This is a genomic window from Clostridia bacterium, assembly GCA_028698525.1.
Lineage (GTDB): Bacteria > Bacillota > Clostridia > JAQVDB01 > JAQVDB01 > JAQVDB01.
In genome coordinates this window covers 17,171-39,039 of sequence record JAQVDB010000007.1, presented here as the reverse complement: position 1 = coordinate 39,039, position 21,869 = coordinate 17,171, and the positions used below count along the sequence as shown (strand labels likewise).

Here is a 21,869-nt window from a genome sequence, read left to right as displayed (position 1 = left end):
ATCTCCTTACCGAAAAAATCCCGAATATTAATATAAAGCGTACACTGTACGCTTTATATTAATATTATCTCATCAATTATTATATCCGCAAGATGTCTTTTAGCCATTTTAGGGATATCTAAAACATCACCGTTTCTTTTGATAATTTTAACTATATTGGTATCCGAAGCAAAACCTGCATCAGGGTTGCTTATATCATTCGCTACTATTAAATCAAGATTTTTCTTGTCTATTTTAGCTTTGGCATTACTCATTAAATCTTGGGTTTCAGCTGCAAACCCTATCAGCTTTCTATTACCTTTAACCCTACCTAGTTCAAGTAGTATATCAGGATTCTTTACCAGATCTACAGTCATATAATCTTCCGTTTTCTTTATCTTGTTTGCATGGGTGCGTACAGGCCTGTAGTCTGAAACAGCCGCAGTTTTTATTATTATATCAAAATCTTTATATAACCCCATCACCTTTTCATACATCTCAATAGCAGTTTCTACTCTTATTACCTTTTGAATACCTTCGGGAGATGATATATTTACCGGTCCAGAAACTAATACTACTTGCGCACCTCTTTTAATCGCCGCTTCAGCAATAGAATATCCCATCTTACCGCTAGATGCATTGGTAATAAATCTTACAGGATCAATATATTCCCGGGTGGGCCCTGCAGTTATCAACATTTTTTTGCCTTTCAAATCCTGTTTTCTCCTGATAACCTTGAGTATATATTGGATGATGGTATCCACATCCGGCATTCTTCCCTTACCCTGATCACCACAAGCCAATCTGCCTGAATCAGGTTCCAATATAAGATATCCCATATTTCTTAATTTAGTCAAATTTTGCTGAAAAACTTTGTTTTCAAACATATTGGTATTCATTGAAGGAACCAATATAACCTTTGCCTTGGTAGCCATCAGAGTGGTTGTCAAAAAATCATCGCAAATACCGTTAGCTATTTTACTTATTATATTTGCCGTAGCAGGCGCCACTATAAATAAATCTACTTTTTTAGCCAGTGATATATGGGCAACATCCCAATTATCAGGTGTATCAAAAAGATTTTGTATCACTCTATTTCCTGATAGGGTCTGAAGAGTGAGGGGTGTGATAAATTTTGCCCCCGATTCAGTCAACACGACATTTACTTCAGCGTTCATTTTTTTTAATTTGCTAACTAAATCTGCTGATTTATATGCAGCTATTCCTCCTGTCACACCTACTGCTACATTTATACCTTCTAACATTTGTAAGCCACCATATTTATTTTATTCCTTCTTTAGTTCTCTCATATCCGATCTTGCCTGCATTTATTTCATGAATAGCTATAGTAACCGGTTTGTTAGAATCTACATCGATGAGTTTAGGCTCTCCATCTATTAGTTGTCTGGCCCTTTTGGCAGTTTGCACTACTAATGTATATCGACTATCAGCCTTGCCTAATAATTCTTTAATGGTAGGATATATCACGATTCAAAAACCTCCTTCAAAATCCAAATATAGTCCTTTGTTTCGATCCACCCTGCATTTTTCAGCAATTATTATTGCATTTATCTTTTCCACAGCATTTTTTACTTGATCATTTACCACAACATAATTATATCTTTTAATAAAGTTTAACTCTCTATAAGCATGCTCAAAACGCTTGAGCACCTGTTCCTTGGTCTCTGTCCCTCTATTCACTATTCTCTTTTTCAGTTCTTCCATGGAAGGAGGAAGAATAAATATAAATACCCCATCTTCATACTTCTCTTTAACCTTTAAAGCACCTTGAATATCTATCTCTAGTATAATATCGTTACCGTCTAATAATTGTTTTTTTACATAAGGTTTCGGTGTCCCATAATAGTTATCATAAACCTTAGCGTACTCTAAAAATTCACCTTCTACAATCATTTGCTCAAACTCTTCTTTTGATCTGAAAAAATAATTAACCCCTTCTACTTCTCCAGGCCTAGGATCCCTTGTAGTGGTAGAGATAGATAATTTTAAGTCTTTATTTTTTTTCAAGAGTTCCCTACACACCGTGCCTTTTCCAGCACCCGAAGGACCGGATATTACTAAAAGAAGACCTCTCTTTTTCATGTTTCACCTATTCCTCTTTCTTGTCCATTTCTAAAGCTTGGCTTGAATCTTTGCCAGACAATCTATGAGCAACTGTTTCAGGCTGAACAGCAGAAAGGATAATATGATCGCTATCGGTTACTATTACTGCCCTAGTCCTCCTGCCATATGTAGCATCTATTAACATCCCTCGTTCTCTAGCCTCCTGAATTATCCTTTTTATTGGAGCAGATTCAGGGCTCACAATCGCCACCAGTCTGTTGGCTGAAACAATATTGCCAAAACCGATATTTATTAATTTAATATCCATGGTCAATCCTCCATTCAATTATTCTATATTCTGTACCTGTTCTCTGATTTTAGAAATTTCACTTTTTACATCTACTACACATCTTGAAATAAAAATATCGTTTGCTTTTGAAGCTATTGTATTAACTTCTCTATTCATTTCCTGTACTATAAAATCAAGCTTTCTACCCACTGGTTCGCTGGAATCCAAAGTTTTGTCCAATTGATTCAAGTGACTGTATAATCTTGTTATCTCTTCGTCTATATTTGCTCTATCTGCAATTATGGCTACCTCTTGCTCTAGTCTGTCAGCATCCAGTTGTTTTATGTCTACTAATTCCCTTATTCTTCCCTCCAATTTTTCTTTATAATATTGTGGAACTACACTTGCTCTTTCCTCTATTTTATTGACAATATCCTTAATAATTAAACATCTTTTTTTGATATCATCATATAATTTTTCCCCTTCTACTTTCCTCATCTCGATAAGTTGTTCCAAAGCCTTATCTAACCCTATACTAAAAACTTCTTTCAATACATCTTCGTCTTCCTTTTGATTTTCCAGGACTATTACATCCGACATAGAAGCAATATAGGTGTTTGTGACATCATCTTTTATCCCTAACTCATCAGACAATAGCATTAACTTAGATAAATACTCTTTTGCAAGTTTTAAATCTACAAAAACGGCTTTGTCAGTTTGCTCTATATTTCTATATGTAGTGTAAACCTCTATCCTTCCCCTGTATATGCGCTCCTGTATCATACTCCTTATATGTTCTTCTAAAAACACAAGTGTTTTTGGTAACTTTATATTGATATCTAAATATCTATGATTAACCGTCTTTAGCTCTATGGAAACTTTTCGCGTTCCGGAAACATATTCTCCTCTGCCATAACCTGTCATGCTTTTTATCATTAAGATATTCATCCTTCCGTTTATATAGATAAACGAACAATCAGCTTAAAAATAAGTTTCAATTTTTAAACACATATATGTAGCGAAAATAACTATATTCCCTACAAATACACAATAAAACAAGATTATTGACGAATTGCTATATTTATTATAATAAAACTAGTCTATTATAGTATTATAGCATAAAAACAAAATTATTAAAGTTTTTTCAACCATTTTCCTTTTTTTCAATTATACAATATATGGAAATGGCCATTTATTGCATAAAAACTTTATATGCCTTATATGCCATATATATATCACCTTTACTTGCAAGTTCATAAGGTGAATGCATGCTGATAAGGGGCACGCCACAATCAAGTACTTCCATGCCATAGTTAGCCATGAACATAGCTACAGTTCCTCCGCCTCCTTGATCTACCTTGCCTAATTCTCCTGCTTGCCAGACTACGTTGTTCTCGTTGAACATTCTCCTGACTTCCCCTACAAATTCAGCATTTGCATCACTTGAACCGGATTTCCCTCTTGCACCGCCATATTTACTCATCGCAATTCCTTTACCTAGATAAGCTGAGTTGTTTTTTTCGCTTACATCACTATAGTTAGGATCATATGCACCTGATACATCTGCTGATAACGCTTTTGAATTGGCAAGACATTGTTTTAATTCAAACTCATTGTAGCCCCCAGAAGAACTTTTTTTCATTCCAGCCACAAAGTTTTCCAATATTCTTGACTCCATGCCGGTATTCCCCATACTGCCTATTTCTTCTTTATCAGCAAAAAAAGCTAATGCGGTATATTCAGGAATGTTAATATCTAATAATGCAATAAGAGAAGTATATGCACATACCCTGTCATCCTGTCCATAGCCTCCCACTATACCCCTATCAAACCCTACATCTCTAGCTCTAAAGGCAGGCACAAGCTCTATTTCTGCGCTTATAAAATCTTCTTCAACTATGCCATATTCTTGATTCAATATGTTCAATATGCTAAGTTTCATCCTGTCCTTAATTTCTTCATCATCAGTAAAAGGAATACTCCCTATTATAACATCTAGCCCTTCTCCTGTTACTACTTCTGTGGCCTTCTTGTTCATTTGATCTTTTGCAAGATGAGGCAGTAAATCGCTGATATAAAATACGGGATCAGCTTTATTTTCACCTATAGAGATATTAACTTTCTCACCATCATTTTTAATTACTACCCCATGGAGTGAAAGAGGTATAGTTGTCCATTGATATTTTTTAATACCTCCATAGTAGTGTGTATCTGCCATAACCATTCCATCTGCTTCATAAATTGGATTCTGTTTTAAATCCAATCTAGGCGAATCAATGTGTGATGCAATAATTCTCAAGCCTTCCTTTAACGGCCTCTTTCCTATAACTGCCGCAGCCACAACTTTATCCCTGTAGTGCACATACACTTTATCTCCTGCCTTTAGGTTTTTTCCCTCTCGTTCATATTGTCCAATGCTGCTAAAACCATTTTTATTTAATTCATCTGCTATGTACGCAGCGGCTTGTCTCTCAGTTTTTGCGGCATTTAAAAAGTCTTTATATCCTTCACAAAACTCCATGGCTTTTCGTTTTTCAACCTCGGAAATCACATCCCATACATACTCAGTTGAATAAGATAACTTTTTCTGTAAATTTTTTATAGAACTCTGCTTTTTCATTATATAAACCTCCTTGTTCAGTTCATTAAAATAAACTATAAATCTATCAATATCCCATTTGTTAATATTGCTGTAAAGCTATCAACTATATAATATCACTAATACACTCTTTTTTATGTATATATTTTGTTTTTTTGATTAATGGTTAATATATATCAGTCTCACTTATGTGTCAAGCCTTGACTTCATTTAACATTAATAATAAAATTTATTTATCATACCTTTAAGGTGGTAGATATAAAATGATAGATTATCATATACATTCTAATTTCTCTGTTGATTCGTCTATGGAAATGGAAACTGCATGTGCAAAAGCTATAGATTTAAAGCTGGATGAAATAGCTTTTACCGATCATATAGATATAGATTATCCCGATCCGGACTTCATATTTGACCTGGATATATATGATTATCTCAATCAAATACAAAAAATACAACAAAAATATAAAAATCAGTTGAAAATCAAAAAAAGCATCGAAATAGGACTACAACCACACGTACTGTCTGAAACAAATGATAAAATATCCGGTTTTGAATTTGATTTTATAATTGCATCCGTCCATGGCGTATCCAAGACTGATATGCATAATGGTGATTATTTCAGAACAAGGGATCAAAAACAAGGATATATCGAATATCTGTTCCAGCTTTTTGATATGTTGCAAAATTTCAATAATTATGATGTGCTGGGCCATTTTGATATAATAAGACGATATAGCGACCGGAAAACTTCATTGTATGATATAGATAAATGCAGACCGATAATAGACCAGATACTTAATCTGCTAATTAAAAAAAATAAATGTCTAGAAATCAACACTTCCGGGTTCAGGTATGGAATAAATTCTATAATGCCTGATATAAATATCCTAAAGAGGTATAAATATCTAGGCGGTAAACTGATTACCGTAGGTTCTGATGCCCACTTGCCTGCACAAATAGCTTATAATTTCCAATATACTTATAAAACAATTAAAAAAGTAGGATTTAATTATATAACTACATTCGATAAAAGAACACCGGTACTCAAGGCTATATAACCTATTCAAAGCTGTCTATTTTATCTAGCAGCTCTTCTGAATATTTTTTAACATCCTTGAGAGTCTGTCTGTTTACAGATTTCCCTACTCTAAAAGTTTTAGATGATATAATTTGTCCATTCTTCTTGGCTATCTTTTCATTCATGGTCGAAATCGCTCTTTGGCCTCGCTGGGTTGCCATGGTAACATATGTTACTACTTTTTTCCCGGCAAAGCTATACACTCTATCAATAAATGCATTCACAAACGCAGCAGGTAAACTTGCCCATACAGGACCGCCAATAATGATGATATCGTATATGGACAAATCTTTATTTATATCCCTTATATCTATGCTTCTGCCTGTAATAGTATAAAAAATGCTTTTTATCCATCCAACATGCTGGGCTGACTTTATTCTGAAAATATCAACATCATGGCCTTTTTCTTTAAATACTCTATACATCATCTGTGCTACTTTCTGCGTTTTCCCCGTTTTTGTATAATACACCACAAGTATGTTCAAAATAATATCCCCCCATTAAATTATATTTCCTATTTATAAGAAAATATTCTGTCTTTAACCCTCCCATAAAATCCTTATTTTTAAAATATCTATTACCTACACTGTTGTTTTGATGCAAACAAAACCTTATCAGGTATTTATTTGAAATTGATTATCTCTATTATACTATTTATAACTCAATAAATCACAACCTATTTTCACCACCTCCATCCCCTATATCACAAATATAAAATGAAGGCTTGTACCCTATTTTGTTCAGGTAATTTTCACCTGCTTTTTCAATGAACTCATCTACCGTATCCTACTTTACAATGTCAATAGTGCATCCTCCGAAACCTGCTCCCGTCACCCTAGAACCCACAACTCCATCAATCTTTAATGCCTGCTCTACTAATGTATCTAAACTTGATATAACTCCTTCAAAGAATTATGAGATTGTACCATTATTTTACCAAACTCTTTTAAGCGATGCTCTTTTAATATTTGAACGGATTTCACCACTCTATGGAGGATATTGCATAAACCACTGTTCAGCATTTAACTTTATAGGTATCACTCTGTGATTTTGTCTTGCCGGATGATCAATTCTTCCGGGATAACCTACATTTTCTAAACATAGAACACATTTAGGATAGACAGTCTGTTTCAAGGAGCTAGCAGCAGCTATGGATTTTGAGTCTTTTTCTGGCTTTGATGAATTTATTGTTATTTCTATACCCCCGTATTTGGTGGACGTTTTCCAATGTAGGGATAATATCCCACTTTCCAAGCATATTATTTTTATAAGCAAACTGCAGCAAACGTTCTACTTCAAAAGTAGCATCAACTTTCTTCATTTATGGCAACTCCTCCCTTTTATAGATACACATGAAGATCTTTTTATTAAATTGGTATCTAGTATTATTTTTTTATATAAAGTTTTATCACTTTCACCTAAAATCATATTAAGCAACAACTTAGCCGATGTAAGGCCTAATCTAAACATTCCCTGGTCTACTGTGGTCAATTTAGGTTCAATGATCTTGGAAATTATAATATTATCAAAGCCGATAATCGAAAAATCTTCCGGTACTTTAAATCCCAACTGCTTTGCTGCATTTATAGCACCTATTGCCATCCAATCATTACAGCAAAATATTGCTGTAGGTGGATTTGGTTTTGTGAGCCTTTGTTTTACAACATTTGATATATTTAATATAGCAAAAAATAAAGCTGTTGTTCTTTGAAAGAACAACAGCTTTATTTATCAGGAATCAAGTTCTGCTTTTGAGAGATGTTTTTGCTTTATAGTATATAGTCTATTCAATGTAAATAACACAATAAGCAGCAATGCTACTGAAAATACAAGAGTCAATACAGCATTTTGAGTAACACCGGCAATAATATATCCAATAGCGCTGACTATTGCAACTGTTGTAGCATAAGGAAGTTGTGTAGCTACATGATCTAAATGATGACAAGATGCACCTGTGGAAGAGAGGATTGTGGTATCTGATATTGGCGAACAATGATCTCCATAAACCGCACCAGCTAATACTGATGAAACTACAGGAACTAATATTTCAGGGTTTGTTTGAAGTGCTATAGGTATAGCTATAGGTAACAAAATCCCAAAAGTACCCCAAGATGTACCAGTTGAAAAACCAATAAACCCAGCTATTACAAATAATATGGTAGGCAGCACCCAAGCCGGTATACTATCACCAACTGCCGTTGCAACAAAGCCTCCTGTATTTAAGTAATCGGAACCACATACTCCACCAATAGCCCAAGCAAGCATAAGTATTGTAAAAGCAGGTACCATTGATTTTATCCCTTCAACAAAAGAATTCATAAAATCACCGAATGTCATTATCCGTCTCGGTATAAATAAAACTAAAGTAAGCAATATCGCTAAAAAGCCACCATAAACTAGTGAGGTAGCTGCATCTGTATCCCCAAAGGCTTGAGCTATAGTCTTGCTCCCTTCGAAATATCCTCCTGTATAAAGCATACCTATTATGGAAAAAACTATCAGCCCTAGTATAGGAATAATCAAATCAAGAGTTTTGCCTTTATCCGATACTTTGATATTATCTAAATCGTCTCCAGGTGTAACTGCATCCCTTTCTTCTTGCAATTGCCCTTTTTCTATAGCCCTCTTCTCAAATTTAGCCATAGGGCCATATTCAAGATTGGTTAAAGCTATATACACAACCATTATAATAGTTAACCATGCATATAAATTGTATGGTATGCTCTGCATAAAAATATTAAAACCGTTTAATCCTTCTGCAGATTCGTTTATGTTTGCCACTACAGCAGCAGCCCAGCTTGAAATAGGTGCTATTATGCATATAGGCGCAGCTGTACAATCTAAAAGATAAGCAAGTTTAGCTCTGGATATCCTATACCTGTCAGTAACAGGTTTCATAACTGTACCCACTGTCAAACTGTTAAAATAATCGTCAATAAAAATGATTAATCCTAAAAGTGCTGTAGCTAATTGTGCTCCTGCCCGAGTCTTTACCTTTTTACTAGCCCATTCACCATAGGATTTTGAACCGCCTGCAGCAGTAACAATAGCTATTAACCCCCCTAACAAACCCAAAAATATAAGTATTGCCATGTTCCAGCTATCACCGGCTTTATTTATTATGATATCGAACGAAGTTGTAAATGCATTCACTATATTAAAATTAGTATAGATTAGTGCTCCTGAAAAAATCCCAATAAAAAGAGAAGAATATACTTCTTTTGTAGTTATAGCCAAGCCTATGGCAATAATAGGAGGAAGCAACGACAGCCAACCAAATTCCATATAATTAACTCTCCTTTCAGATAGAATAAAAAAACAACTGAGTAATGCAACTAGTTGTTTTCTGATGCACCTCTTGTCCAAGAGTGAGATAGCTCCTCATCAAGAACCAGACAAGCTTTCTTGATGACAGTTATATACCTTTTAGACATATAACCAGCATGAAAATATCGGGTATATCTTCATACTTCGGCACCTATCCCTTTCAGCTTTAATCATCGTGACCCACACTCCTAAAGATTACTCATAAGAGGTGCTCCTCTACCTCATCTTTTAGATGAGGTAAATATTTAGTTTTTTTAATTATAACATACAAAAATACGGTTTTCAACGATGTAAAATCGTTGAAATATTTACGAGTTTTGCCTATAATCAAGGCGGGTTTCTTCTGTATGATTGGAAATGGTTTTTATGTAATCCAGTATGGGCTTTAATCTTTCAAAAAAAACAACTATCAAATCTCCGGGCAAAGCATTTGATACTGCATATCTTAAAGCATCGGTCTCTCTCAAGATAATATTTATATCCCTGGACTGCCTACCTGCATATTTAATCCCGGTTTCCAATATCTTTGCTATTTCTCCTGGCTTTCTCCCTCTCTTATATATATCCTCTTTGATTATAATTTTATCAAATATTCCACCACATACCCTGCCGATCTCAAGTACAATATTATCCGGCCTGTCTCCAGGTACACCAATAATGCCTATCAATCTACTGGCTCCCATTTTTTTTAGCGCCTTTCCCACTTGCTTGTATCCATCTATATTATGTGCATAATCAACTACGACCCTAAAATCTTTAATATTATATAAATTAAATCTACCAGGATTTTGATATTCATCTGTATAAAAAGTTTTTAATCCCTTTTCAATTATGGAAATTGGTATGCCCAAACCAAAACAAGCTGAAACTGCAACAAGACTATTTTGTACATTATATTGCAACTTCCCATTATAAGTAGCTGGAATTTGCTTTACTTCTATAACCTGAATATTGTTTTCCCCTTTATTTATATTTATATACCCGTCTTTTATATGTACTGATATCCCACCATTGACAGCATGCTTTTTTAAAATCAAATTTTTATTATTGAGTGAAAAATATATGATATCAGCCGAAGTTCTCCTTGACATTTCTAGTGCCATATTATCATCAGCATTTAAAATTGCGTAGCCATTTTGCTTAATCGATTCTATCACCAAACTTTTAATAAATATCAACTCTTCTAAAGTCTGTATATCATCGGTGCCTATATGGTCATTAGAAATATTAGTGATAACTCCTATATCACTAATATCGTATCCTAAACCTGCCCTCAGTATTCCACCCCTTGCTGTTTCTAACACTGCCATATCTATACTTCTATCCATTAATACAGTACGCGCACTTTCCGGTCCTGTGGTATCTCCTTTTAATATACATTTCTCATTAATATAGATACCTCCAGTGCATGCTAATCCCACATTAAGCCCACTAGTCCTTAATATATGTGATATCATTCTTGCAATAGTGGTCTTTCCATTTGTACCAGTAATAGATATGATAGGTATGGAATGTTTAGACCCATAAGGAAAAAGCATATCCAATATTGTCCTTGCTACATTGCGACTTTTGCCTCTATTTGGATAATGATGCATCCTGATTCCTGGACAGGCATTTACTTCTATTACTGCACCACCAGTTTCGGTTATTGGTCTACTTATATCAGGAGCAATCAAGTCTATTCCTGCAATATCCAATCCTATTATCTTTGCAGCTCTTTCCGCTATATCAGAATTTATAGGATGTATTTTATCTGTACAATCATAAGCAATCCCTCCAGTACTCAGGTTTGCATTATCCTTGAGCTTTATTTTTTGGCCTTTTTTAGGAATAGAATGGGTGTTTAGACCCTGCCTTTTCAATATATCTAAACTAATGTCGTCTAATTTTATTTTTGTAAGAGGCTTTTCATGTCCTTCTCCTCTTGTGTTGTTTTTGTTCTCCTGTTCCACAAGCTGTTTGATTGTACTTTTTCCATCTCCTATTACAAATGCAGGTACTCTATTGGAAACTGATATAACTTTATTTCCCACTACTAATATTCTATAATCCTTTCCATCTATAAATTTTTCTATCAATACATCCTGATCATATCTTTTTACCAACCTAAAAGCCTGTATTAGCTCCTGATCAGTATTAATGTCAACCCGAACTCCCTTTCCCTGATTGCCTGTTCTAGGCTTGACCACAACAGGATATCCAATTAAATTCGCAACATCTATAGCCTGATCCTCATCTGTTACAATCTGGCCTTCTGGAACAACTATTCCGTTTTGGCTGAGCAATTCTTTGGATAGATATTTATCACATGATATATCCACAGAAATACAACTTGTATTATCTGTTATTGTACTTTCAATTCGTTTTTGATATTTACCATATCCTAGTTGAAACAAACTATCGTTACCAATTCTTATAACAGGTATTCCTCGTTTTGTTGCTTCTCCAATTATAGCAGCAGTGCTTGGCCCCAGCTCATATTCTTTTACTTTGCTTTGTATTAGTTTAAGCTTTTTTTCTAATTCTATAGTTTTATTGCTGATTATTGACTCCACAATATCAACAGCGAGCATCCCTGATTGTCGGGCAGCTATTTCCGAAACATGTCCGAAAATTATATTGTATATTCCATCACCGATTTCCCGTGCCTTTCCAAACGAAATATCGTAACCTAATATATTCTGAATCTCTATAGAAATGTGCTCTATAACATGTGCAATATATGTACCCTCTTCCAATCTCTCTACAAATCCTCCAGCATACCCCTTTGAACAACGATGGTCTTTTAATCCTGGAAGATATTCCAAAATAGTTTTATTAAAACCTTTTATGTTTTTAGTAACTAAATCCTTATATTTTTGTAAGTCTATCACCATCTTTGTAACAGGTCTGTAGCTATAAATATTTCTATTATTATAAGATTTAATCTCTAGAACTTTCATGTTCTCCTCCTATTATTGGCATTTTATTAAACAAATCAAATCTATATCCAGATGGCAATACATGCATGGTGATATCTGTTATTGCAAGCATTTGATCCGGTTCTAATTCTGATACATTGGTATGACTTATATTTCTTCCATCTACAACAGTTACCGCCTGTGAACCTATTACTTCAAATATTGCAGTATCATCTACTATCACAGCCGTATCTTCATCTATCCCCACCCCTATATTATCAGGATTTTGAGCTATGGCTCCTAAAAGCCTTCCCACTCTTCCTCTTTGAGCAAAATGTTGATCAATAATAACTTTTTTTATTATACCTAGGCCCGGAGCCATCTTTATAGTACATTTTTGTGGCGAGTTGTCATTGGGCCCTGATATTATCATGTTATCACTCATAGCTGACGCACCAGCGCTAGTTCCTGCTATTATGACTCCTCTTTTATACGCCCGATGCAGCTCATTGATGAGAGAAGTACCCCCTAGCAAACTGCTTATTCTAAGTTGGTCTCCCCCTGTAAAAAAAATTGTGGTACTTTTTCTCACCCTTGCTATTTTAGTCCTATCATTTGCATCTGTCCTAGTATTTATGTCTATAAATTCTACATGACCTGCACCTAAACTTCCGAATATATCCATATAATCTTTTCCTATATCTATAGGATTTTCAGTTGCTGCAGTTATTATAGAGATCCTGGATTTTTCATTCCCTGATAGCTCTATTATTTTTTTTAATATTATGCAATCCCTTTTTTTATCTTCAGCCCCTCCTATAATTACCAACTTACCTTTTACCTTTTCTTCCACATTATCACTCCATTTTTATTATGTTTTTATTTTTTCATTTTATGAAAGTATTATTCAAGGTAAAAAGAAAAACCGGCATTTTGCCGGTTTAACAATTATAATTTCACCTTCTTTATCTACACACTTTACATATATAGCATTCATACATTCTTCTAACTTTTCTCTATCCTGTATAAATTCGAAGAGTATTTTATCTTCTTTCTTAACATTAAATTTAATGCTTAAAAGCTTTCCACTTCCTTTAGCTCCCTCTTCTTCTCCCAATAAAAATTTTGCATAGCTAATCCTCCCAATAAAATTATCATATTCATCTACTGCCAACATAGAGTTCTTTTTTGCTTTAGAAAATATATCTTCCTCGTCAATTTTATCAACTTCTATAATGGAGTTGTCAAACACAATTTCTACGGCATAACCATATAATCCTTCTATACCCTTTATGCTCAAATCCATAATCATATTATCTCTATCATTGATTATCTTTATTTCCAACTCCGGGAATTTATCATTTAAATCAGGACAAGATGCGGCAGATATCAAAAACATTAGTGTTATCAATAAAATAGATAACATTAACATCTTGATTCTATTTTTCATAAACCTATTCCTCTTTGAATTGCTTACCATAATTTCTAGTAACATTTACTATATCGTAAATATCAATTAAATTATTTGCATCGTAATCCAGCTCTGGAAGCCATCTCTCATCCGTAGGCTTGCTCCCATACGCATATCCGGCTTTTACACAATCGGAAATATCTATTATATTATCACCATTTAAATCCCCGGGTATTAGATCCACATTTAATGCAACATGCCTATCAACTATATTTACATTAATTATCTTTTTTAAATATCCTCTTTTAGCTATGTCCAATTTATATTTACCTGGTTTTACCTTTTCAAGCATAAATGTACCATCTAGTCCTATTTTTGCAGTCCTATTTTCTGCTACAAGCTTAACACTAGTATTGCTATTATTAGTTCTTTTAGCATTAATTTTGCCGTTTATATCGTATACTGGATTTATATAGAAATTCATATTGTGAGCATTTGTAGGAATTCTGCTGTTGTCAAGAGATGTAATAATATCAGCATTTATAAAATTAAATACTGTGCCTCCCAATTTTAAAGGTTTGAACTTTATCTTTGATATACATTCACCATCACAAAGATAATTAATATTGTCGTCATATATTTTTATCATGTATTCTATTATGCCCTTTTCTTCATCTATCACGTTATAGCCAGGTACTTTTTTTACTTTTGATGATAAATGTTCAGGAACCTGGATCTCTTGAAATTTTAAAAACTCTGGGTCATAGCTTATTTTAAATCCCACCATGTTAGGATATTTTGTCATCCCTGTTTTCACATCAAGGTAAAAATCGTAATTATCATATACCTCTTCTTCTATCTCCATATACATATGTCCGCAACCTAAAAAACTATTTCCCTCTCCTTGCTCCACTATTATATTGCCAGCTCTATCAGCAATATTACTTGCATAGAGCAAATACTTCTCACCACCTACCTGTTTTTGAGTAGATAATATAACAGTTCTTTGATCTATAACTTCGATATTATTAATATCAAGATTTGCTATATAATAATTGTTTAAATTAGAAAGAGTTTCATAGGTAATATCCTCATCAAATTCAACCTTTATCTTTTCATTACCCATAGTGCTTATCTCTGCTATTCTTGGAGGAGTATTGTCTACATAGATGCTACAATTCTTGTATTCCGCCTGGATTTTAGACCCTTTTTCATCAGCTAACTTCACATCGATTAATATAAAATCTCTCTTTTTAAAATCGATATTATCTATTGCCTTAACATCTACCGTAGCAATAGTGGTTGTCCCAGAAAATCCATTGGATTCACCTAGAAAAGATGCCACATAGGTTATTTTCCCACCATCTACTACATTATTAACTAGAACAATAGAAGAATCGTCACCATTCATAACCTTTCCAGACGTTATGTTAGTCCCCGGCTGATCAGGTAATGAATCCAATACTTCAAAAGAGTAATAGTTATAGAGCATATTAAACTCAATTGCATATAAGTTTTCAACATTCTCTGCTATAATTTTTAATTTAAATACATCATCTTTCCTTACATATTCTTTATCAGGTAGAATTTTTATGATAGGTCTATTTTCTTCAGCGGATACATATGGAGGAGCTATAGAAATATACAACACATTTAGAAATGAAATAAGCAAAATTATTAAAGGCAACATCCTCGTCTTTTTTTGCATGCTATCACCTTCCTATTTTATAATTCTAATTTTGCTTATTTTACTATATTCTTTATATTTTGACTTTTTCCTTCTTCATTTTGGCTTTTTTTACAAAAAATAAAAAGCGATGCTTTTTATCATTCGCATCACTTTTTACTTTTTTGACGATTGTACCCATAAATATATGCTATATTTATCAATAACGGTATAATTATAACAGTCACCACACTAACAACTGAAAAGTTATTCTCAAATCTGGTATATAAGGACAAAAAAGGAGACATCCATAGCCTAAAAATAACATTGCCTATATTTAAATTGCTATCAGCAATTTGCCCGGTTGCAATATCGGGCACACTAGCACCATTCGGATTTAACTGTATAGAAGGAAATCCGAAAATCATAAATAAGAAAAAAACCAAAGCAGGAACGGTAACTACTGCTGACGCTATTATACTTTTAATATAGGGCTTATCTTCGGGCTCTCTCCCTCTTGCATCCTTAGAAGCCTGTCTTACTACATCTGACCACATGGCAAGTATATAAGTTATTGTAAAAATCAATAACCCAATAAATTGAGCATTTGAGCTTTTAAAGAGAGTGAAAACTATGGGAATAAGTACAAGTGTCAAAATTACCATTACTAAATGTGTTGCAATCAATCTAATACCAAACTTTATGTCTTCAAGCATAAAAACATAACCTCTCCTTTACACAATATTATTGTCAACCATATTGTTCTTGAACGCAAATATAGCCGCCTGTGTCCTATCGTTCACATCTATTTTTCTGAAAATGTTGGATACATGGTTTTTTACGGTCTTTTCGCTTATAAATAATTCATCGGCTATTTCTCTATTATTCATGCCTTCAGCAATCAATTCGAGAACTTCTCTTTCTCTTCTAGTGAGATTACATTCATCTTTCTCTGTTGTTCTTCTGTTGCTTTTGCTAAATTCTTTTATAAGATATGTAGTCAGATTGGGTTGGATGTAAGTTTCGCCTCTATACACATTTCTTATAGCTTCGATAAGGTGATCCACTTCAGCATCTTTTAGTATGTAACCTTCTGCCCCTACTTTTATTGTCTTCAATAGATATTCCCTGTTTTCATGGATAGTCAGCATTATTATTTTTGATTCACTACCGCTTTCCCTTATTTTTTTTACCGCTTGAATGCCATTCAGCACAGGCATATTGATATCCATGAGCACAACATCAGGCTGACATTTTATACACATATCTACCGCTTCTTTGCCATCTACTGCCTGTCCTATTACTTTAATATCCTTTTCCAGTTCTAGTATCTGCTTTAATCCTTTTCTCATTAAAGAGTGATCGTCAGCAATAAGAACTCTAATATAATTCATAGTTACTCCTCCTTGCATGAGTTTATTGGAATATTGATAAAAATCATTGTGCCTTTTCCTTTCTCCGACTTAATTGAAAATTTACCTTCTAATAGCTCTACTCTCTGTCTCATGCTGTCTAATCCAAAACCGCCAGATTCGTCATCCTTTTTGGGTACATCTTCCGGGATAAAGCCTTTTCCATAATCCCTAATCATTAATATCAAATTGTTTTTGTTAAACTCAAATTTTATGTTAGCCCTATCTGACCCGGAGTGCTTATAGATATTGTTCAGTGCCTCCTGGATGATCCTGAATATAGCCACCTCGCTTACCAGCTTTAATTTGACTTCCTGGCCAATAACGTTGAACTTAGTATCTATACAAGTACGTTCTTGATAGTCATTTATATACCTTTCAAGTGTCGGCATCAACCCTAAATCATCAAGTGACATAGGCCGTAAGTCATATATTATCTTTCTCACTTCCTTTAAACATCCACGCACCAGATCTTTAAGATTGTTCAGCTCTCCTTTAAGCATTGTTATATCTTTTTCAGACAGCTTTTCACACAATTCCGCCTTTAAAACTATATTTGACATCAACTGGGCAGGTCCATCATGTATGTCTCTAGCAACCTTCCTTCTCTCCTCTTCCTGAGCAAGTATTATTTGGGCTGCTAATATTTGCTTTTGAGTAATATCTTCTAAGTGATCACTTATATTGGATAAATTACCTGATAAAAAATTAAATGCTACACCAACGTGTGTTACTAGATCCTCAGATTTTTTAAGTATTTTAGTAGATTTTATCAATCGCTTTTCAAGCTCATTTCTTTTTTTGATCATATGTTGCTCTTTATCCCTTTTCAAAGCGAGCTGAATCTGTAGATTCTGTGCATTATTATATGCATTTTTTATGTCCTTTTCACTGTATTCTTTAAAGTTTTTGCTTACAAGCATCAACTTTCTTCTACTTTGTTTTTCTAATTCATCCAGCCTATCTACTTCACTTATTATCTGTTTAGTCTGGTATTTTAGCAGTTCAAGCTCGTTTTTAAGTTCATAACATTCTTCTCTTGAAGCCTCAGCGATCTCTATTATCTGCTGTTTACTCTTTTCAATTGTATCCAGCGTTCTTTTGATTATATCGTCCAGCTCTTTTATGTTAGGAGTCTTTGTTTTAAAAGACATTTAAATCTCCTTTTCTAAAATAATTTTAATTATAAATATAATATATCCTGATATGAAAATTTAACTTTTATATGCCTAAAAATTAAACATATCCATCAGGATATATTCGCTAAAATCAATAGGTAGTATATTATTTTACAGCTTAAAATACGTATGTTTGAACTAAAATAAGATGTTTAAATAACATATGCTCCAAAGCTATTGATTATAGCATTGAATGCTTTAGTTTCATATTCAGAGCCAGAACGGATAACCGCTCTCCCCTTATAGTTTTTTAATATACCTTCAAGCAGTTCCTTACTCATTATATTAGTAAACAATAAAGGTTTTTTAATCATGCTTTGTATAAAGTTCATCGATTCAATAGCAGTTTCCATTTCTGATGCATCGATAGTTTGAAAATCTAATTCAACTATGTCTCCCTCTGACATAGAAACTTCTTGAACTCTATTTATGTTATCGGACAAATCTTTAGAAACATTTACTTTATTTACAGTGTATTTGTCTATAAGTCGATCATCAAACTCTAAAGTATTATATCCAGATGAAATAAATCGTTTATCAATTTTTCTCTCTATTGCTTTCATGTTAATAACTGCATCCTTAATATTTTTTATGTGTTCAGGACCTGTACCACAACAACCTCCTAGTATTTGTGCTCCTGACTTAACCATCTGCTTTGCAAAATAATACATATCTTCTGGACTCAAAGGATAGTGCACAACTCCATTCTTTAATTCAGGTAGCCCGGCATTAGGCTGGATGATAATGGGTTTATCAGTTATAGCAGCCATTTCACGGGCAATAGGCATGAGCTCAGCCGGTCCTGCAGAACAGTTTACTCCAACAGCATCCACTCCCATCCCGTCTATAACATTTGCAACAGTGCTTGCATCGCTTCCCATCAGAGTCCTTCTGTTATTCTCGAAAGTCATCGTTGCAACGATTGGAAGCTGTGTATTATTTAAAGCGGCATATGCTGCTGCCTTAAGCTCTATCAAATCAGTCATAGTTTCAATATGTATTAGCTCTGCACCGGCTTTTGCACCTGCACATATTTGTTGGGCATATATATCATACGCTTCCTCAAAATTTAGACTACCATATGGTTGATACATCTCGCCTGTAGGCCCTACAGATAATGCAACATATCCTTGCCCATCCATCACCTCTTTAGCGATTTTTACTGCATTAGTATTTATCTCATGGACTTTGTCTTCTAATTTATATTTTTTGAGTTTTATCCTGTTTGCACCAAATGTATTGGTCAACACCACGTCACTGCCTGCATTTTTATACGCAGTGTGTACTTTTTGAACTACAGCCTTGTTGTTTAAATTGTAAATTTCAGGACATTCATTATTCTTTAAACCCAGTTGCTGCAAAAAAGTCCCCATAGCACCATCATATATTATGATTTTATTTTCTTTTAATAGATCCCTAATTTCTTTTATTATCCTCACCCCTTTATATACCAATACTAAAATTGTACTAGAGTATCCTATATTCCGTTCGTCAAGTTTTATTAGCCAAATATTTACAAGCAATTTATTTATCTTGCATACAATCCCCTGCTCGGTGGTTTTAAACTGAACTTTGTAAAAAGTGCATATAGCACCCAAAGATGCGGCTTGATGTTTCGTCTGTAATAAAATATCTAACCGATCGCTGTTTTAATCATGCCTTCCTCGGTTATAATACAGTCCACCGCAAAATCATGCACACCTCGAGGTATGTTTGGGATAATCTGGAATTGGTAGCAGAGTCCTATGGTGTATAGATTAGGACTCTTGTTTTCCATCAGACGATCATAGTAACCACCACCATATCCAACTCTATAACCTCTATAATCGTATGCAATGGCAGGAACCAATGCAAGATCTACCTCTTTTAAATCAACCGGCCTAAAATATTCTGCCTTGGGTTCCAATATTCCCATTGTACCTTTTTCCAACTCTTCCGGAAATTGCTTGAGCTCCGAAAGCTTGATGGTTTTAGCATTGTTATTACATAAAGGTACAATCACTTTCTTGTGGTTTTTCAAACAATATCTTATTAAATCATCCGTCTTTACCTCGTTTTTAAAACTAACATAAGTAAATACAGTCATTGAATTTCTAAAAATTTCATTCTCAATTAAATGTTGAAAAATTTTATCGCTGCTATTTTTCACCATAGCATATGTCATCAAATTCCTTATTTCCTTGATTTCTTTTCTGATATTTTTTTTAACTTTTGCTATCATAATCTCACCAACTACTTTTTTATCATCCTAGGGACTCTGCTGCTTATTCCTGTCAATATTTCATAAGATATTGTATCACATAAATCAGCTAAATGATCAGCAGTAACTTCCAGCCCTCCATCACTTCCTATAATAGTTACAGTATCCCCTATTTGAACGTCATCTATATCAGTGACATCCAACATGCATTGATCCATACATACTCTTCCTATAACAGGGGCTTTAGCCCCATTGACTAACATATAGCCTTTATTTGATAGCAATCTATTGTACCCATCAGCATACCCAACTCTAACGGTAGCAATTTTTGTAGGCTTTTTAGTTGTATAAGTTCTCCCATAGCTTATACTCTCTCCTACAGATGCAGTCTTTAAATGAACCACCTTAGTTTTCCATGAAAGCACAGGCTTTAAGTCTAATCTTTTTTCTACCTGATGAGAAGGGTAATAGCCATACATTATTATTCCGGCCCTTACTAAATTAAAATGGGCTTCAGGATAACCTATTATTGCCCCGCTATTTGCAGCATGTAAGTATCTCGGTGTTATTCCAGCACCCCTCACTTGTTCAACTGCAGCATTAAATAGCTGAAATTGCCTTATAGTATAGCTTCTGTCCTCTATATCTGACTCAGAAAAATGAGTATAAATACCCTCTACATCAATGTGAGAACAACTCTTTATACATTGGAGCAAACAGTTTAATTCATCGCCATTCCTTACGCCTATTCTTCCCATACCTGTATCAATTTTTATGTGTACTTTTACTTTCTTCCCAAGCCTTTGTCCTTCTCTATCCAATGCCCTTAAAGCTTCCGGTGTAAATATCGTCTGTATAAGATCGTATTGTGCTGCTAATTTAGCTTGTTGGGGCAATATCCCTCCTAATACTAAAATAGGTTGTTCTATACCATCCTCTCTCAAGGCAATACCTTCTTCAGGCGTTGCTACACCAACACAGAAAGCCCCATACTTTAATGCAGTTCGAGCCACTGTACAAGCTCCATGCCCATATGCATTCGCCTTTACTATTGCCATTATTACACATGAATTATCTTTTAGATTCATACATATCTCTTTTAGATTATTCCTTAATGCACCAAGATCAATTTCCACCCAACAGGATGTTAAATACTGATATTCCATATAAGCACCTCTAATGTTAAAAGTAGTAACAAGTCTATGATGACCTAACTTTAATTATATACCAATCCAAAAAATTATTGTAGCAAATATTTGCCAGCCAGCATTAAAAAAGCTGTATCACGCTTTAAAGTGTGATACAGCTTTTTTAATTTTTAAAGGCTATAAACCTCTTCTTCTGTAAGTAGCTTAATATTGCTAGCTTTTAACGTTTCTATAGCATCTTGTGGGTCTGATACCTTTACAAGTATCAAAGCTTCGCCTGAAGTCTGTTTTACAAATGAATATAAGTATTCAACACTTATATTTTTATCTCTCAATATTTTAAGCACATCGGCAAGTCCTCCCGGCTTATCGCAAACTTTCAAAGCAAGGACATCTGTTATACTGACTGTAAATCCACCTTCTTTTATGATCTTGGCAACATCTTGAGGATTGCTCACTATCATCCTCAGAATACCGAAATTAGTAGTATCTGCAAGGGATATTGCACTTATATCTATATCATGCTGTTTAAGAAGGTCCGTTACTTCTGATAGCCTGCCTAATTTGTTTTCCAAAAAAACCGATACCTGTTTAACCAACAAGACCATTCCTCCT

General features: G+C 34.1%; 22 protein-coding genes, 1 pseudogene and 1 riboswitch. Of the genes and pseudogenes, 1 reads left to right on the top strand and 22 read right to left on the bottom strand.

The features are described from left to right. Positions 1–53 precede the first annotated feature (53 nt). The 6 genes from coaBC to PHP06_01875 all read right to left on the bottom strand — a co-directional run bounded on the left by coaBC (position 54) and on the right by PHP06_01875 (position 4,952). Positions 54–1,244 carry a bifunctional phosphopantothenoylcysteine decarboxylase/phosphopantothenate--cysteine ligase CoaBC gene (gene coaBC, locus PHP06_01900; protein ID MDD3839313.1) on the bottom strand — a complete coding sequence of 397 codons (1,191 nt, stop codon included), beginning with the start codon at positions 1,242–1,244 and terminating at the stop codon, positions 54–56. Positions 1,245–1,260: 16 nt separating this feature from the next. Further along, positions 1,261–1,467 carry a DNA-directed RNA polymerase subunit omega gene (gene rpoZ / locus PHP06_01895; GenBank protein ID MDD3839312.1) on the bottom strand — a complete coding sequence of 69 codons (207 nt, stop codon included), beginning with the start codon at positions 1,465–1,467 and terminating at the stop codon, positions 1,261–1,263. 3 nt (positions 1,468–1,470) lie between these two features. Beyond that, complete coding sequence (gene gmk, locus PHP06_01890; GenBank protein ID MDD3839311.1) at positions 1,471–2,082, bottom strand: guanylate kinase; 612 nt, start codon at positions 2,080–2,082, stop codon at positions 1,471–1,473. A 7-nt stretch (positions 2,083–2,089) separates the two neighbouring features. Then, positions 2,090–2,371 (bottom strand): DUF370 domain-containing protein, encoded by a 282-nt coding sequence (locus PHP06_01885; protein MDD3839310.1) that lies wholly within the window; start codon positions 2,369–2,371, stop codon positions 2,090–2,092. A gap of 18 nt (positions 2,372–2,389) precedes the next feature. Continuing rightward, positions 2,390–3,268 (bottom strand): YicC family protein, encoded by an 879-nt coding sequence (locus PHP06_01880; GenBank protein MDD3839309.1) that lies wholly within the window; start codon positions 3,266–3,268, stop codon positions 2,390–2,392. A gap of 256 nt (positions 3,269–3,524) precedes the next feature. Further along, on the bottom strand, positions 3,525–4,952 hold the full coding sequence (locus PHP06_01875) for an aminopeptidase (protein ID MDD3839308.1): 1,428 nt from the start codon (positions 4,950–4,952) through the stop codon (positions 3,525–3,527). Between the two features lie 242 nt (positions 4,953–5,194). Between PHP06_01875 and PHP06_01870 the strand changes: the two genes are divergently transcribed. Beyond that, a complete protein-coding gene (locus tag PHP06_01870; protein ID MDD3839307.1) occupies positions 5,195–5,992 on the top strand; it encodes a histidinol-phosphatase HisJ family protein in 798 nt (265 codons plus the stop codon). Between the two features lies 1 nt (position 5,993). Here PHP06_01870 and PHP06_01865 read toward each other — a convergent pair whose 3' ends face one another. The 16 genes and pseudogenes from PHP06_01865 to PHP06_01790 form a co-directional block, all read right to left on the bottom strand. Then, a complete protein-coding gene (locus PHP06_01865) occupies positions 5,994–6,497 on the bottom strand; it encodes a flavodoxin (protein ID MDD3839306.1) in 504 nt (167 codons plus the stop codon). A gap of 301 nt (positions 6,498–6,798) precedes the next feature. After that, a complete protein-coding gene (locus PHP06_01860) occupies positions 6,799–6,870 on the bottom strand; it encodes a hypothetical protein (protein ID MDD3839305.1) in 72 nt (23 codons plus the stop codon). Between the two features lie 132 nt (positions 6,871–7,002). Next, positions 7,003–7,248 (bottom strand): annotated as a pseudogene (locus PHP06_01855) (galactose-1-phosphate uridylyltransferase). A gap of 81 nt (positions 7,249–7,329) precedes the next feature. Further along, the gene (locus PHP06_01850) at positions 7,330–7,731 is read right to left on the bottom strand and encodes a substrate-binding domain-containing protein (GenBank protein ID MDD3839304.1); all 402 of its coding nucleotides are present in this window, start codon (positions 7,729–7,731) and stop codon (positions 7,330–7,332) included. A 12-nt stretch (positions 7,732–7,743) separates the two neighbouring features. Next, a complete protein-coding gene (locus PHP06_01845) occupies positions 7,744–9,297 on the bottom strand; it encodes a Na+/H+ antiporter NhaC family protein (GenBank protein ID MDD3839303.1) in 1,554 nt (517 codons plus the stop codon). Between the two features lie 81 nt (positions 9,298–9,378). Then, a riboswitch (Lysine riboswitch) is annotated at positions 9,379–9,566 on the bottom strand. Between the two features lie 81 nt (positions 9,567–9,647). Next, a complete protein-coding gene (gene cphA / locus PHP06_01840) occupies positions 9,648–12,281 on the bottom strand; it encodes a cyanophycin synthetase (GenBank protein ID MDD3839302.1) in 2,634 nt (877 codons plus the stop codon). Next, on the bottom strand, positions 12,262–13,092 hold the full coding sequence (locus tag PHP06_01835; protein MDD3839301.1) for a cyanophycinase: 831 nt from the start codon (positions 13,090–13,092) through the stop codon (positions 12,262–12,264). The genes cphA and PHP06_01835 overlap by 20 nt, the downstream gene beginning before the upstream one ends. Before the next feature lie 54 nt (positions 13,093–13,146). Next, positions 13,147–13,689, bottom strand: coding sequence for a cohesin domain-containing protein (locus PHP06_01830; GenBank protein MDD3839300.1), 543 nt, complete (start codon positions 13,687–13,689; stop codon positions 13,147–13,149). A 4-nt stretch (positions 13,690–13,693) separates the two neighbouring features. Further along, positions 13,694–15,358 (bottom strand): hypothetical protein, encoded by a 1,665-nt coding sequence (locus PHP06_01825; protein ID MDD3839299.1) that lies wholly within the window; start codon positions 15,356–15,358, stop codon positions 13,694–13,696. A gap of 128 nt (positions 15,359–15,486) precedes the next feature. Then, entirely contained in the window at positions 15,487–16,032 is a 546-nt protein-coding gene (locus PHP06_01820; protein ID MDD3839298.1) for a hypothetical protein, read from the bottom strand. Between the two features lie 18 nt (positions 16,033–16,050). Continuing rightward, positions 16,051–16,710, bottom strand: coding sequence for a response regulator transcription factor (locus PHP06_01815; protein MDD3839297.1), 660 nt, complete (start codon positions 16,708–16,710; stop codon positions 16,051–16,053). 2 nt (positions 16,711–16,712) lie between these two features. Further along, positions 16,713–17,882 (bottom strand): sensor histidine kinase, encoded by a 1,170-nt coding sequence (locus tag PHP06_01810; protein MDD3839296.1) that lies wholly within the window; start codon positions 17,880–17,882, stop codon positions 16,713–16,715. Between the two features lie 176 nt (positions 17,883–18,058). Continuing rightward, complete coding sequence (locus PHP06_01805) at positions 18,059–19,429, bottom strand: homocysteine S-methyltransferase family protein (protein MDD3839295.1); 1,371 nt, start codon at positions 19,427–19,429, stop codon at positions 18,059–18,061. A gap of 110 nt (positions 19,430–19,539) precedes the next feature. Further along, positions 19,540–20,127 (bottom strand): 5-formyltetrahydrofolate cyclo-ligase, encoded by a 588-nt coding sequence (locus PHP06_01800; GenBank protein MDD3839294.1) that lies wholly within the window; start codon positions 20,125–20,127, stop codon positions 19,540–19,542. An 11-nt stretch (positions 20,128–20,138) separates the two neighbouring features. Further along, positions 20,139–21,272, bottom strand: coding sequence for an alanine racemase (gene alr, locus PHP06_01795; GenBank protein ID MDD3839293.1), 1,134 nt, complete (start codon positions 21,270–21,272; stop codon positions 20,139–20,141). A 152-nt stretch (positions 21,273–21,424) separates the two neighbouring features. Beyond that, positions 21,425–21,856 (bottom strand): acetolactate synthase, encoded by a 432-nt coding sequence (locus PHP06_01790; GenBank protein MDD3839292.1) that lies wholly within the window; start codon positions 21,854–21,856, stop codon positions 21,425–21,427. Positions 21,857–21,869: the final 13 nt, after the last annotated feature.